This window comes from Escherichia sp. WS1450 (assembly GCF_046487395.1).
Lineage (GTDB): Bacteria > Pseudomonadota > Gammaproteobacteria > Enterobacterales > Enterobacteriaceae > Escherichia > Escherichia coli.
Genome location: NZ_JBJQJO010000006.1, coordinates 123717 through 136276 on the forward strand (window position 1 = coordinate 123717; position 12560 = coordinate 136276).

At 53.4% G+C, this 12560-nt stretch carries 14 protein-coding genes; 8 read left to right on the forward strand and 6 right to left on the reverse strand.

The window, feature by feature from the left end; genetic code table 11:
• Positions 1 to 82 precede the first annotated feature (82 nt).
• Positions 83 to 1333, forward strand: coding sequence for an MFS transporter (locus ACJHYR_RS09375; protein ID WP_001322923.1), 1251 nt, complete (start codon positions 83 to 85; stop codon positions 1331 to 1333).
• A gap of 3 nt (positions 1334 to 1336) precedes the next feature.
• Here ACJHYR_RS09375 and dcrB read toward each other — a convergent pair whose 3' ends face one another.
• Together dcrB and ACJHYR_RS09385 are read right to left on the reverse strand one after the other, a co-directional pair.
• Positions 1337 to 1894, reverse strand: coding sequence for a phage sensitivity protein DcrB (dcrB, locus tag ACJHYR_RS09380; RefSeq protein WP_001245295.1), 558 nt, complete (start codon positions 1892 to 1894; stop codon positions 1337 to 1339).
• Between the two features lie 72 nt (positions 1895 to 1966).
• Positions 1967 to 2632 (reverse strand): 7-cyano-7-deazaguanine/7-aminomethyl-7-deazaguanine transporter, encoded by a 666-nt coding sequence (locus ACJHYR_RS09385; RefSeq protein WP_001100467.1) that lies wholly within the window; start codon positions 2630 to 2632, stop codon positions 1967 to 1969.
• Positions 2633 to 2852: 220 nt separating this feature from the next.
• Here ACJHYR_RS09385 and tusA point away from each other — a divergent pair, with 220 nt between their 5' ends.
• Entirely contained in the window at positions 2853 to 3098 is a 246-nt protein-coding gene (gene tusA / locus ACJHYR_RS09390) for a sulfurtransferase TusA (protein ID WP_000130620.1), read from the forward strand.
• Positions 3099 to 3312: 214 nt separating this feature from the next.
• The gene (locus ACJHYR_RS09395; RefSeq protein WP_000385056.1) at positions 3313 to 3621 is read left to right on the forward strand and encodes a hypothetical protein; all 309 of its coding nucleotides are present in this window, start codon (positions 3313 to 3315) and stop codon (positions 3619 to 3621) included.
• A 32-nt stretch (positions 3622 to 3653) separates the two neighbouring features.
• Here the strand turns inward: ACJHYR_RS09395 and zntA are convergent, their stop codons facing one another.
• Positions 3654 to 5852 carry a Zn(II)/Cd(II)/Pb(II) translocating P-type ATPase ZntA gene (zntA, locus tag ACJHYR_RS09400; protein ID WP_000106497.1) on the reverse strand — a complete coding sequence of 733 codons (2199 nt, stop codon included), beginning with the start codon at positions 5850 to 5852 and terminating at the stop codon, positions 3654 to 3656.
• A 73-nt stretch (positions 5853 to 5925) separates the two neighbouring features.
• On the reverse strand, positions 5926 to 6552 hold the full coding sequence (locus ACJHYR_RS09405) for a lysoplasmalogenase (RefSeq protein ID WP_000964718.1): 627 nt from the start codon (positions 6550 to 6552) through the stop codon (positions 5926 to 5928).
• A gap of 140 nt (positions 6553 to 6692) precedes the next feature.
• Here ACJHYR_RS09405 and ACJHYR_RS09410 point away from each other — a divergent pair, with 140 nt between their 5' ends.
• Positions 6693 to 7052 carry a DUF2500 domain-containing protein gene (locus tag ACJHYR_RS09410; RefSeq protein ID WP_000042883.1) on the forward strand — a complete coding sequence of 120 codons (360 nt, stop codon included), beginning with the start codon at positions 6693 to 6695 and terminating at the stop codon, positions 7050 to 7052.
• Positions 7053 to 7054: 2 nt separating this feature from the next.
• On the opposite strand, the gene ACJHYR_RS09415 is transcribed toward ACJHYR_RS09410, so the two are convergent.
• On the reverse strand, positions 7055 to 7324 hold the full coding sequence (locus ACJHYR_RS09415) for a DUF1145 family protein (protein WP_001295207.1): 270 nt from the start codon (positions 7322 to 7324) through the stop codon (positions 7055 to 7057).
• Entirely contained in the window at positions 7314 to 7910 is a 597-nt protein-coding gene (rsmD, locus tag ACJHYR_RS09420) for a 16S rRNA (guanine(966)-N(2))-methyltransferase (protein ID WP_072837411.1), read from the reverse strand. Before rsmD ends, ACJHYR_RS09415 begins: the two co-directional genes overlap by 11 nt.
• Positions 7911 to 8059: 149 nt before the next feature.
• Between rsmD and ftsY the strand changes: the two genes are divergently transcribed.
• The 4 genes from ftsY to rpoH all read left to right on the forward strand — a co-directional run bounded on the left by ftsY (position 8060) and on the right by rpoH (position 12377).
• Positions 8060 to 9556, forward strand: coding sequence for a signal recognition particle-docking protein FtsY (ftsY, locus tag ACJHYR_RS09425; protein WP_001040619.1), 1497 nt, complete (start codon positions 8060 to 8062; stop codon positions 9554 to 9556).
• Between the two features lie 2 nt (positions 9557 to 9558).
• The gene (gene ftsE / locus ACJHYR_RS09430) at positions 9559 to 10227 is read left to right on the forward strand and encodes a cell division ATP-binding protein FtsE (protein ID WP_000617723.1); all 669 of its coding nucleotides are present in this window, start codon (positions 9559 to 9561) and stop codon (positions 10225 to 10227) included.
• The gene (gene ftsX, locus ACJHYR_RS09435; RefSeq protein ID WP_001042003.1) at positions 10220 to 11278 is read left to right on the forward strand and encodes a permease-like cell division protein FtsX; all 1059 of its coding nucleotides are present in this window, start codon (positions 10220 to 10222) and stop codon (positions 11276 to 11278) included. The genes ftsE and ftsX overlap by 8 nt, the downstream gene beginning before the upstream one ends.
• Before the next feature lie 244 nt (positions 11279 to 11522).
• A complete protein-coding gene (rpoH, locus tag ACJHYR_RS09440) occupies positions 11523 to 12377 on the forward strand; it encodes an RNA polymerase sigma factor RpoH (RefSeq protein WP_000130217.1) in 855 nt (284 codons plus the stop codon).
• The last annotated feature ends 183 nt before the right edge of the window (positions 12378 to 12560 follow it).

Sequence of the window (12560 nt, forward strand, 5' to 3'; positions counted from 1 at the left end):
CTTTTTGTATTAAGTGTAGCGGGAGTCACGCCAGCAATATTCTGATTCTTACTGCTGATTTTCACGTCAGCACGTGGTAAAAATGAAACACTGTTGTAAAAATGTGGTGATCCTCATGCCCGAACCCGTAGCCGAACCCGCGCTAAACGGATTGCGCCTGAATTTGCGCATTGTCTCTATAGTCATGTTTAACTTCGCCAGCTACCTCACCATCGGGTTACCGCTCGCTGTATTACCGGGCTATGTCCATGATGTGATGGGCTTTAGCGCTTTCTGGGCAGGATTGGTTATCAGCCTGCAATATTTCGCCACCTTGCTGAGCCGTCCTCATGCCGGACGTTACGCCGATTTGCTGGGGCCCAAAAAGATTGTCGTCTTCGGTTTGTGCGGCTGCTTTTTGAGCGGTCTGGGGTATCTGACGGCAGGATTAACCGCCAGTCTGCCCGTCATCAGCCTGTTATTACTTTGCCTGGGGCGCGTCATCCTTGGGATTGGGCAAAGTTTTGCCGGAACGGGATCGACCCTGTGGGGCGTTGGCGTGGTTGGCTCGCTGCATATCGGACGGGTGATTTCGTGGAACGGCATTGTCACTTACGGGGCGATGGCGATGGGTGCGCCGTTAGGTGTCGTGTTTTATCACTGGGGCGGCTTGCAGGCGTTAGCGTTAATCATTATGGGCGTGGCGCTGGTGGCCATTTTGTTGGCGATCCCGCGTCCGACGGTAAAAGCCAGTAAAGGCAAACCGCTGCCGTTTCGCGCGGTGCTTGGGCGCGTCTGGCTGTACGGTATGGCGCTGGCACTGGCTTCCGCCGGATTTGGCGTTATTGCCACCTTTATCACGCTGTTTTATGACGCTAAAGGTTGGGACGGTGCGGCTTTCGCGCTGACGCTGTTTAGCTGTGCGTTTGTCGGTACGCGTTTGTTATTCCCTAACGGCATTAACCGTATCGGCGGCTTAAACGTAGCGATGATTTGCTTTAGCGTTGAGATAATCGGCCTGCTACTGGTTGGCGTGGCGACTATGCCGTGGATGGCGAAAATCGGCGTCTTGCTGGCGGGGGCCGGGTTTTCACTGGTGTTCCCGGCATTGGGCGTAGTGGCGGTAAAAGCGGTTCCGCAGCAAAATCAGGGGGCGGCGCTGGCAACTTACACCGTATTTATGGATTTATCGCTTGGCGTGACCGGACCACTGGCTGGGCTGGTGATGAGCTGGGCGGGCGTCCCGGTGATTTATCTGGCGGCGGCGGGACTGGTCGCAATCGCGTTATTACTGACGTGGCGATTAAAAAAACGGCCTCCGGTGGAAGTTCCTGAGGCCATCTCATCATCTTAAAACTTACTGAATAACCAGCGTATTAATGATGTTTTCTGCGGTGGTCTGTGCTTTTTGCTGATCGTCAGCTGGCAGCGTAATTTGCATGGTCAGCAGTTGATTACCCACGTTACCCAGAATAACGGAAGAGTACGCCGTCTGGCCTTTCGCGGAGATAATGCTGTCTAACTGCTGCATTTTGTGACCTTTCAGCTCAATGGCTTTATTGGTTACCACTTGCAGCTGCGGATCGCGGCTACGTTGCTGATCTTCCAGGCGCTTCGCCAGCACCGCCAGATCTTCTTTCGGATCATCGCCCATGATGACGATGACTGCTTTTTGCCCGGTGGCGTCGGACCAGACATGCATGTTATTAGCCTGCGTTCCCAGCTTACCGCTCTGGTCGGTCATATCCGCTGGCAGCGAGAAACTTAACTTGCCATCAAGCAGGTTGACGGGATTCCCGGTAGCGTTACTTTCCGCGACCGAACCCTGCGCCGTAGCGTTAGTGTCTTTATCATCACAGGCCGCAAGCCCCATAACCAGCAGGCCAATTCCGACATATTTAACCAGATTGCGCATTGACTTCTTCCTTTCGATAAACGGCCATAACGGCTCATTCATCCATCTTATCACAACTCTGATAACGAACCTTTAACTCGCCTGCAAAGCGTTGATTTCGGATTTATCTGCCAGTCTTTTCAACAGCATATTGAGTAATACGCCATACATTGGTAGGAAGAAAACGATACTGATTAACACTTTGAAACAGTAATCGACCAGCGCGATTTCCATCCAGTGTTCAGCCATAAAGGCATCCGGGCTACGCCAGAAGGCAATGAAGAAAAAGGCCAGCGTGTCGCTGACGTTACCGAACAGTGTGGAAGCCGTCGGTGCCAGCCACCAGCGGCGACTCTGACGCAGGCGGTTAAAAACGTGCACGTCGAGGATTTGCCCCAGCGCGTAGGCCATGAAACTGGCGGTGGCGATACGGGCGACAAACAGGTTGAAGTGGGCGAGCGCGCCGAATCCCTGCCAGGAACCCATATAGAACAGCGACGAGATGACGTAGGAGATCAGTAACGCCGGGATCATCACCGCAAAGATGATACGACGGGCCAGCGGTGCGCCAAAAATACGCACGGTCAGGTCGGTAGCAAGGAAAATAAACGGAAAGCTAAACGCGCCCCAGGTGGTATGGAAACCAAAAATGGAGACGGGAAGCTGAACCAGATAGTTACTGGAGGTGATCACCAAAAGATGAAATAACGATAACCAGAACAACGCCTTATAGCGTTGAGTTTGCGAGAAAACGTTCATATTGTACCTTTTTGATTAACCATTGGGGTGAGGGAACCCAATACGTACGACACGTCTGTTACCTTAACATAATAACGTGCTGACCCTTTTTTCGAGCCGCCGCATGATACTGCTTTACGTTGACAATGCAATGGTTAATTTTCACGCAATCGTTAACCTGGTTTGCTTACGGACTCACAGGGCGTAAACTAGCGCCGTTTTTTTATGTGATGAGAAGAAAATGACCGATCTCTTTTCCAGCCCTGACCACACACTCGACGCGCTTGGCCTGCGCTGCCCGGAACCAGTAATGATGGTGCGCAAAACTGTGCGCAATATGCAGCCAGGTGAAACGTTGCTGATTATTGCTGACGATCCGGCGACGACCCGCGATATTCCTGGGTTTTGTACCTTTATGGAACATGAGCTGGTTGCTAAAGAGACGGATGAACTGCCTTATCGTTATTTGATTCGCAAATCGGGGTAAGGTGGATCAGGCTAGCGGACCGATCGCGCTCAATTTTGCGGCTTGCAACCGGTTTGTAGGACGGATAAAACGTTCAAGCTGCATCTGGCGATACGGTGCGCAATGCCTGATGCGACGCTGTCGCGTTTTATCATGGCTACGAGTTCGATGCCCTGTGTAGGCTGGATAAGGCGTTTACGCCGCATCCGGCAAGCAAGTGTAATGGAATGCACAAATGGATTATTTAATTCCAGTTTGTCTGGCATTGCTGGGATTACTCGCGATCTTCACCCCCAATTGGCTGATCCCTGTTTTTATCGTCGTGGGGGGATGGCTGGGGGTACTTGCCTGGGGTTGGCTCTGGCTAATGATTTTTTTACCTTTACTTAACGGTGTCGGGCTTGCTTATGCCCTGTGGTTGATGTTCAAAAGGCCATCTATAGCATCCCGCCTGGTTGCTGCATGCTGTGTTGTCTCTGTCATTCTGATGTTAGCGCTTTATTATGCTTTCCTGACTATGCCGCCGTTCCCGCCTCAGCACTAAGCCTGATAGCCAGAGGCTATCAGGCAACACTTTTACTTCCTGCGCAACAGCCTTAACGCATTCGCTGTCACCAGCACCGTCGCACCCGTATCTGCCAGCACCGCCAGCCATAGTCCGGTCATCCCTAACAGCGTGGTGACGAGGAAGATCCCTTTCAGCCCCAGCGCAATGGTGATGTTCTGGCGGATATTGGCGTGAGTGGCGCGTGCCAGTTCAATCATTTGCACCAGGCCGCGCAGGTGGTTATGGGTTAATGCTGCATCGGCGGTTTCCAGCGCCACGTCTGTGCCACTGCCCATTGCAATCCCAATGGTGGCGGCTTTCATCGCTGGCGCGTCGTTAATACCGTCACCGACCATCGCCAGCGGCGCATGTTGATTCAGCTCGGTCACCGCTTTGACTTTATCTTCCGGCAACAGGCCCGCTTTAAACTCCAGCCCCAGTTCCCCGGCAATTGCCGCCGCTGCGCGTGGATTATCGCCGGTGAGGATCACCCCTTTGACGCCCAGCGCGTTCAGTTCACTGATGGCAGTTGCAGCATCGGCGCGCAGGGTATCCTGCAATGCAATTACGCCAAGCACGTCATCGTTACGCACTACCAGCACTACCGTTTGCCCGGCGCTTTCCAGTTCATTAATCAAACCAGCAAATGCAACAGCCGGATGTTTTCCGGCAGCGCATATCAACACGCGCTCACCGTTAACCTGCGCTTCAATGCCAGACCCGACCAGCGCCCGCTGTGATTCGGCGGCGGGAATGGCGAGTTCAGCAACCTGTGCTTCGCGTACGATGGCTTGCGCCAGTGGATGCGTCGCGCCTTGCTCGACCGCCGCTGCCAGTGTCAGCAGTTCAGATTCACTAATACCCGTTGCCGGATGAATCGCGGTAACGCGCGGTTTACCGACGGTCAGCGTACCGGTTTTATCAAACGCCACCTGGGTAACACGACCTAGTTGTTCCAGCGCCGCACCGCCTTTAATCAACGCCCCACGACGCGCTGCTGCTGCCAGCCCGGAGGTTATCGCCGCAGGCGTTGAGATAACTAACGCACACGGGCAACCAATCAGCAGCAGCGTCAGCCCTTTATAAATCCACTCTTGCCAGCTGGCCGCAAACAGCAGCGGCGGCACCAGCGTTACCAGCAGGGCGACGGCCATAATCGCGGGCGTGTAGATACGGCTGAAACGGTCGATAAACCGCTCAATGGGTGCGCGACGCTCTTCGGCTTCTTCGATCAGTTTCAGAATCCGGTCAATGGCGCTGGCACCCGGTTCTGACAGCACTTCCAGCGTTACCAGACGGTCTACGCTGGTGGCTCCTGCAGGAACTTTATCACCCGTCGCGCGCTCCACCGGAATGGATTCGCCGGTCAGGGCGCTTTCATCAAAACTGGCAAACGGTGAGAGCAGTTTACCGTCGGCAGGCAAACGCCCGCCTGCGGCAACTTCAATCACATCGCCAGGGCGCAGGCTGTTAATCGCCACCTCTTCACGCTCACCGTTACGCAGGCGCGTGGCGGTTTCTGGTTTCAGTGCCATTAACGCGCTAACGCCCTGACGCGCGCGGCTGGCGGCCCAGCCTTCCAGTCGTTCACCAATCAAAAACAGCAGCAACACCATCGCAGCTTCAGCCGTTGCGCCAATAAACAGCGCACCAATAGCGGCTACGCTCATTAAGGTTTCAATAGCGAAGTAGCTGCCGGATTTGATCAGCCGTAATGCCTGACGAGCAATCGGGTACAGTCCAACCAGCGTGGTCGCGATAAACGCCAGTTGCCCGAACGGATGATTAAACTGCTCCAGTCCCCAACTTACCGCCATCATCACGATAAGCGTAATCAGCGGCAAATTCTCTTTCAGGCGTGATGCTTGCGGTTCGTCGGCGGCCTGTTCATCGCGCAGGGAATAGCCCGCTTTTTGCACCGCAGATTCAACCTGGGCACGGATGTCATTGTCGGCATCGACCACCAGTTTTTCGGTGGCGAACAACACCTGCACCTGATTCACGCCTGCAAGCTGGCGCACGGCATTTTCTACCTTGCGCGCACAGGCGGCGCAGTCCATGCCGCTGACTTTCCAGCTATAGCGGGTGCCGGAGACGTTTTCAGAGAGCGTTGGCGTGCTGGAACATGCGCCGTCGCAGCAACAGTCGTTGGCGTTCTGTGCCGTGGTTAGCGGTTTGAACGCAGCAAAGTGAGGGGCTTTCTTGCCGTGATTGTCAGGAGTCGACATGGCATCCTCCGGTTAAGTTTTTTCTCATTAACCGAAGGATACACTCTGGAGTCGACTCCAGAGTCAAGTTTTATCAGAGATACAGCGAGCGAACGATGAGGAAATGACCGGCAAAGTAGCAGGCCGCAGCAATAGCGTTGTCCGCACGGAAGCGTCGGCGATAGTGACTACCCAGCCAGACAAAGTTACTGATAAACAGCAACGAAGCGCCGACAAACGCAGAGAGCGCCGGAGCGGTCGGACGGAAGAACCACAGTTCACCTGCCAGCCACACCATCACCAGCGTCATGCCGATAAACGTGCAGATAGGCCAACGATACTCTTCCAGACGCGTCCAGATAATCGCCAGTAACAGCGCGCCCAGAACCAGCAACACCAGTGGCAGAGGCCAGAAGAAAGAGAGCGTCATCTGACTGGCGAAATAGATGGTGTACAGCAGGTGCGAGAGGAAAAACGCGCCGATGGCGTACATCAGACGTTGACGTGGCAACAGGGTTAGCGCATCGCCCAGCAGTGAGGCGCACAGCCCCGCCAGCACCAGATAGCTAATGGCGTCGAACATTGGCGCTTGCCAGGCCAGTAACAGCAGGAGAAGAAGGGTTAACGGTTTAAACACCCAGCGTTGCCAGGTTGGCCCACGATACGATGCATCCACAGATAGCCATGCGGAAAGACAGACAGCGATAAACGACCAAAGCATCTTAGTTCCTTGAATTCGTTATTTTTTCGTAAGCGGAATGCCTACGGTCTTGCTTCCAGTTTAGTGGCGAGGGTGGACGGATGACAACACCATAACTGGCAGGGTATGCTTAATTCCGCATTTTCCGATGAGGGATAAAGATGAGCAAACCACCTCTTTTCTTTATTGTTATCATTGGCTTAATCATCGTCGCCGCATCGTTTCGTTTTATGCAACAACGACGGGAAAAAGCTGATAATGATATGGCACCGCTCCAGCAAAAGCTGGTGGTGGTGAGCAACAAGCGGGAAAAACCGATTAACGATCGCCGTTCGCGCCAGCAGGAAGTGACTCCGGCAGGCACCAGTATGCGCTATGAGGCAAGCTTCAAACCGCAAAGCGGAGGAATGGAGCAGACGTTTCGCCTCGACGCCCAGCAGTACCACGCCCTGACAATGGGCGATAAAGGTACGCTGAGCTATAAAGGAACGCGCTTTGTCAGCTTTGTTGGCGAACAATAAGGTTATTTTTTAACTTTAAATTTCTTCTGCCAGACCAGCAGTTCAAACACGCCGAAAAGGAAAATCCGCACCTTTTCGGCGGTGGTCATCTGCGGGCCATCTTTCGGTAAAGTGGATTTCAATAGCGCCAGTTGCATACCATGCATCAGCACGGTAAAAATCAGCGCCACGTTAACGAAAATATTCAGCGGACGCGGGAAGGGATGCACCAGGTTGAGGATTAAAAATCCCCAAACGCAGAGCATTAACAAACGTCCAATATTAATCAACATCACTTTCTCCTTGTGCTTCGCGTTGATACAGCCGATAAGCCACCTGACCCGCCACTTTTTCCCGATGTAATGACCAGTTTGCCGGAACAGTGGGCAGACCGTTTTCGACTTCGCTTTCGACATAAATCAGGGCTTCGTCAGCCAGCCAGCCGTTATCTTCCAGTAAATTTATCGTCTCTTCTAACAAGCCACGGCGGAACGGTGGATCGACAAACACGATATTATGCGGTGTGCCTTTTTGCGCCAGGAATGACATCGCGTTGCTGTTCACCACGCGTGCATTGCCTGCTTTTAGTGTCGCCAGATTCTTAATTAACTGCTGAGAAACCGCGCGATCCATTTCAATCAATGTGGCCCCCGCAGCGTAGCGCGATAACGCTTCCAGCCCCAGCGCGCCGCTCCCGGCGAAGCAATCCAGACATTGGGCGTCAACAATGACCGGAGCCAGCCAGTTAAACAACGTTTCGCGTACGCGGTCTGTGGTGGGGCGCAGACCTGGGCTCTCAGGAACCGGGAGTTTACGGCCTCGCCACTGCCCGCCAATAATGCGGATCTGGCCGCTGCCGGAATGATTCGGTTTTTTCATGATAAATTGCTCAATCCGCCAGATAACACATACTTGCAGGCGGTGATGTGAATTAAGTTAAGTGATAGACTATTTCATCATTTTTTTAGCTGCTATGTACATAGCGTTAACGCTGTGCCATGAAGCAACAGCGAGGAGTGTAGTCGCAAATGGCGAAAGAAAAAAAACGTGGCTTTTTTTCCTGGCTGGGCTTTGGTCAAAAAGAGCAGACCCCGGAAAAAGAGACAGAAGTTCAGAATGAACAACCGGTTGTAGAAGAAATCGTTCCGGCGCAAGAGCCTGCGAAGGCTTCTGAACAAGCCGTTGAAGAGCAGCCGCAGGCGCATACTGAAGCCGAGGCGGAAACTTTTGCTGCCGACGTTGTGGAAGTCACTGAACAGGTTGCTGAAAGTGAAAAAGCGCAGCCTGAAGCGGAAGTCGTTGCACAGCCGGAACCGGTCGTAGAAGAAACGCCGGAGCCAGTGGTTATCGAGCGTGAAGAGCTGCCGTTGCCGGAAGACGTCAACGCCGAAGAGGTTTCGCCAGAAGAGTGGCAGGCCGAAGCGGAAACCGTAGAGATTGTCGAAGCGGCGGAAGAAGAAGCGGCTAAAGAAGAAATCACCGACGAAGAGCTGGAAGCACAGGCGCTGGCTGCCGAAGCGGCAGAAGAGGCGGTGATGGTGGTTCCTCCGGCAGAAGAAGAGCAGCCGGTGGAAGAAATCGCTCAGGAGCAGGAAAAACCGACCAAAGAAGGTTTCTTCGCGCGCCTGAAACGCAGCCTGTTAAAAACCAAAGAAAACCTCGGTTCCGGATTTATCAGCCTGTTCCGCGGTAAAAAAATCGACGATGATCTGTTTGAAGAGCTGGAAGAGCAGCTGTTGATCGCCGATGTGGGCGTGGAAACCACACGTAAAATTATCACCAATCTGACGGAAGGCGCATCCCGCAAGCAGCTTCGTGATGCCGAGGCGCTCTATGGCCTGCTGAAAGAAGAGATGGGCGAGATTCTGGCGAAAGTCGATGAGCCGCTGAATGTTGAAGGTAAAACGCCGTTCGTGATCCTGATGGTAGGCGTCAACGGTGTGGGTAAAACCACGACGATTGGTAAGCTGGCGCGTCAGTTTGAGCAGCAGGGTAAATCGGTGATGCTGGCGGCGGGCGATACTTTCCGTGCGGCAGCGGTTGAACAGCTTCAGGTCTGGGGTCAGCGCAACAATATTCCGGTGATTGCCCAGCATACCGGTGCGGATTCCGCCTCTGTTATCTTCGACGCCATTCAGGCCGCTAAAGCGCGTAATATCGACGTCCTGATTGCCGATACCGCCGGACGCCTGCAGAACAAATCGCACCTGATGGAAGAGTTGAAGAAAATCGTCCGCGTGATGAAGAAACTCGACGTTGAAGCGCCGCATGAGGTTATGCTGACTATTGATGCCAGCACCGGGCAGAACGCGGTAAGCCAGGCCAAACTGTTTCACGAAGCCGTTGGCTTAACCGGCATCACGCTAACGAAACTGGACGGCACGGCGAAAGGCGGGGTAATTTTCTCGGTGGCTGACCAGTTTGGTATCCCTATCCGCTACATTGGTGTCGGCGAACGTATTGAGGATTTGCGTCCGTTTAAGGCGGACGACTTTATAGAGGCACTTTTTGCCCGAGAGGATTAACAATGATTCGCTTTGAACATGTCAGCAAGGCTTATCTCGGTGGGAGACAGGCGCTGCAGGGCGTTACGTTCCATATGCAGCCGGGTGAGATGGCGTTTCTGACCGGTCATTCCGGCGCAGGGAAAAGTACCCTCCTGAAGCTGATCTGTGGGATTGAGCGGCCCAGCGCCGGGAAAATCTGGTTTAGCGGCCATGACATCACGCGTCTGAAAAACCGTGAAGTTCCGTTTCTGCGCCGCCAGATTGGCATGATTTTCCAGGATCACCATCTACTGATGGACCGTACTGTCTACGATAACGTGGCGATCCCGCTGATTATCGCCGGTGCCAGCGGTGACGATATTCGTCGCCGGGTGTCGGCGGCACTGGATAAAGTCGGGCTACTGGACAAAGCGAAGAACTTTCCTATTCAGCTTTCCGGCGGTGAACAACAACGTGTTGGCATTGCCCGCGCGGTGGTGAACAAGCCCGCGGTACTGCTGGCGGACGAACCAACTGGTAACCTGGACGACGCGTTGTCGGAAGGGATTCTACGTCTGTTTGAAGAGTTTAACCGCGTTGGGGTAACCGTATTGATGGCAACGCACGACATCAACCTGATCTCGCGGCGTTCCTATCGCATGCTCACCCTGAGCGATGGTCACTTGCATGGAGGCGTGGGCCATGAATAAGCGCGATGCAATCAATCATATTCGGCAGTTTGGCGGGCGTCTGGATCGCTTCCGTAAATCGGTCGGTGGCTCTGGCGACGGCGGTCGTAACGCGCCGAAACGCGCGAAATCCTCGCCAAAACCGGTAAATCGCAAAACCAACGTTTTCAACGAACAGGTGCGCTATGCCTTCCACGGCGCATTGCAGGATCTGAAAAGCAAACCGTTCGCCACGTTTTTAACGGTGATGGTTATCGCCATCTCCCTGACGCTGCCCAGCGTCTGCTATATGGTTTACAAAAACGTTAACCAGGCGGCGACGCAGTATTATCCGTCACCGCAAATCACCGTTTATCTCCAAAAAACGCTGGACGATGATGCCGCAGCAGGCGTGGTGGCGCAGCTACAGGCCGAGCAGGGCGTGGAGAAAGTGAACTATCTTTCTCGTGAAGACGCGCTGGGCGAGTTCCGTAACTGGTCTGGTTTTGGTGGTGCGCTGGATATGCTGGAAGAAAACCCGCTTCCGGCAGTGGCGGTGGTGATCCCGAAACTCGATTTTCAGGGGACGGAATCACTGAATACGCTGCGTGATCGTATCACCCAGATCAACGGCATTGACGAAGTGCGGATGGATGACAGCTGGTTTGCCCGTCTGGCGGCGTTAACCGGGCTGGTCGGGCGCGTTTCCGCGATGATCGGCGTGTTGATGGTGGCAGCAGTGTTCCTCGTCATCGGCAACAGTGTGCGTCTGAGCATCTTTGCTCGCCGTGACTCCATTAACGTACAAAAACTGATTGGTGCGACGGATGGTTTCATCCTGCGCCCGTTCCTGTACGGAGGCGCATTGCTGGGATTTTCTGGCGCATTGCTGTCATTAATTTTGTCAGAAATTCTGGTACTGCGTTTGTCATCGGCGGTTGCAGAAGTGGCACAGGTTTTCGGAACGAAGTTTGATATCAATGGCTTATCGTTCGATGAATGCCTGCTGTTGCTGCTGGTATGCTCGATGATTGGCTGGGTGGCAGCGTGGCTTGCCACGGTACAACATTTACGCCACTTTACGCCTGAATAATAAAAGCGTGTTATACTCTTTCCCTGCAATGGGTTCCGTAGCAGGGAAAGAGACCCCGTTGTCTCTTCCCGGTATTTCATCTCTATGTCACATTTTGTGCGTAATTTATTCACAAGCTTGCATTGAACTTGTGGATAAAATCACGGTCTGATAAAACAGTGAATGATAACCTCGTTGCTCTTAAGCTCTGGCACAGTTGTTGCTACCACTGAAGCGCCAGAAGATATCGATTGAGAGGATTTGAATGACTGACAAAATGCAAAGTTTAGCTTTAGCCCCAGTTGGCAACCTGGATTCCTACATCCGGGCAGCTAACGCGTGGCCGATGTTGTCGGCTGACGAGGAGCGGGCGCTGGCTGAAAAGCTGCATTACCATGGCGATCTGGAAGCAGCTAAAACGCTGATCCTGTCTCACCTGCGGTTTGTTGTTCATATTGCTCGTAATTATGCGGGCTATGGCCTGCCACAGGCGGATTTGATTCAGGAAGGTAACATCGGCCTGATGAAAGCAGTGCGCCGTTTTAACCCGGAAGTGGGTGTGCGCCTGGTCTCCTTCGCCGTCCACTGGATCAAAGCAGAGATCCACGAATACGTTCTGCGTAACTGGCGTATCGTCAAAGTTGCGACCACCAAAGCGCAGCGCAAACTGTTCTTCAACCTGCGTAAAACCAAGCAGCGTCTGGGCTGGTTTAACCAGGATGAAGTTGAAATGGTGGCCCGTGAACTGGGCGTAACCAGCAAAGACGTACGTGAGATGGAGTCGCGTATGGCGGCACAGGACATGACCTTTGACCTGTCTTCCGACGACGATTCCGACAGCCAGCCGATGGCTCCGGTGCTCTATCTGCAGGATAAATCATCTAACTTTGCTGACGGCATTGAAGATGATAACTGGGAAGAGCAGGCGGCAAACCGTCTGACCGACGCGATGCAAGGTCTGGACGAGCGTAGCCAGGATATCATCCGCGCGCGCTGGCTGGACGAAGACAACAAGTCCACGTTGCAGGAACTGGCTGACCGTTACGGTGTTTCCGCTGAGCGTGTGCGCCAGCTGGAAAAGAACGCGATGAAAAAATTGCGTGCTGCCATTGAAGCGTAATTTCCGCTATTAAGCAGAGAACCCTGGATGAGAATCCGGGGTTTTTGTTTTTTGGGCCTCTGCAATAATCAGTTTCCCCCTCCGGCAAAACGCCAATCCCCACGCAGATTGTTAATAAACTGTCAAAATAGCTATTCCAATATCATAAAAATCGGGTATGTTTTAGCAGAGTATGCTGCTAAA

Excerpts from the sequence above, each read along its gene's own strand:
- zntA (WP_000106497.1), bottom strand. The coding sequence starts at position 5,852 with ATGTCGACTCCTGACAATCACGGCAAGAAAGCCCCTCACTTTGCTGCG.
- ftsY (WP_001040619.1), top strand. The coding sequence starts at position 8,060 with ATGGCGAAAGAAAAAAAACGTGGCTTTTTTTCCTGGCTGGGCTTTGGT.
- tusA (WP_000130620.1), top strand. The coding sequence starts at position 2,853 with ATGACCGATCTCTTTTCCAGCCCTGACCACACACTCGACGCGCTTGGC.
- ACJHYR_RS09415 (WP_001295207.1), bottom strand. The coding sequence starts at position 7,324 with ATGTTGATTAATATTGGACGTTTGTTAATGCTCTGCGTTTGGGGATTT.
- ACJHYR_RS09375 (WP_001322923.1), top strand. The coding sequence starts at position 83 with ATGAAACACTGTTGTAAAAATGTGGTGATCCTCATGCCCGAACCCGTA.
- dcrB (WP_001245295.1), bottom strand. The coding sequence starts at position 1,894 with ATGCGCAATCTGGTTAAATATGTCGGAATTGGCCTGCTGGTTATGGGG.
- ftsE (WP_000617723.1), top strand. The coding sequence starts at position 9,559 with ATGATTCGCTTTGAACATGTCAGCAAGGCTTATCTCGGTGGGAGACAG.
- ftsX (WP_001042003.1), top strand. The coding sequence starts at position 10,220 with ATGAATAAGCGCGATGCAATCAATCATATTCGGCAGTTTGGCGGGCGT.
- ACJHYR_RS09385 (WP_001100467.1), bottom strand. The coding sequence starts at position 2,632 with ATGAACGTTTTCTCGCAAACTCAACGCTATAAGGCGTTGTTCTGGTTA.
- rsmD (WP_072837411.1), bottom strand. The coding sequence starts at position 7,910 with ATGAAAAAACCGAATCATTCCGGCAGCGGCCAGATCCGCATTATTGGC.
- rpoH (WP_000130217.1), top strand. The coding sequence starts at position 11,523 with ATGACTGACAAAATGCAAAGTTTAGCTTTAGCCCCAGTTGGCAACCTG.
- ACJHYR_RS09395 (WP_000385056.1), top strand. The coding sequence starts at position 3,313 with ATGGATTATTTAATTCCAGTTTGTCTGGCATTGCTGGGATTACTCGCG.
- ACJHYR_RS09410 (WP_000042883.1), top strand. The coding sequence starts at position 6,693 with ATGAGCAAACCACCTCTTTTCTTTATTGTTATCATTGGCTTAATCATC.
- ACJHYR_RS09405 (WP_000964718.1), bottom strand. The coding sequence starts at position 6,552 with ATGCTTTGGTCGTTTATCGCTGTCTGTCTTTCCGCATGGCTATCTGTG.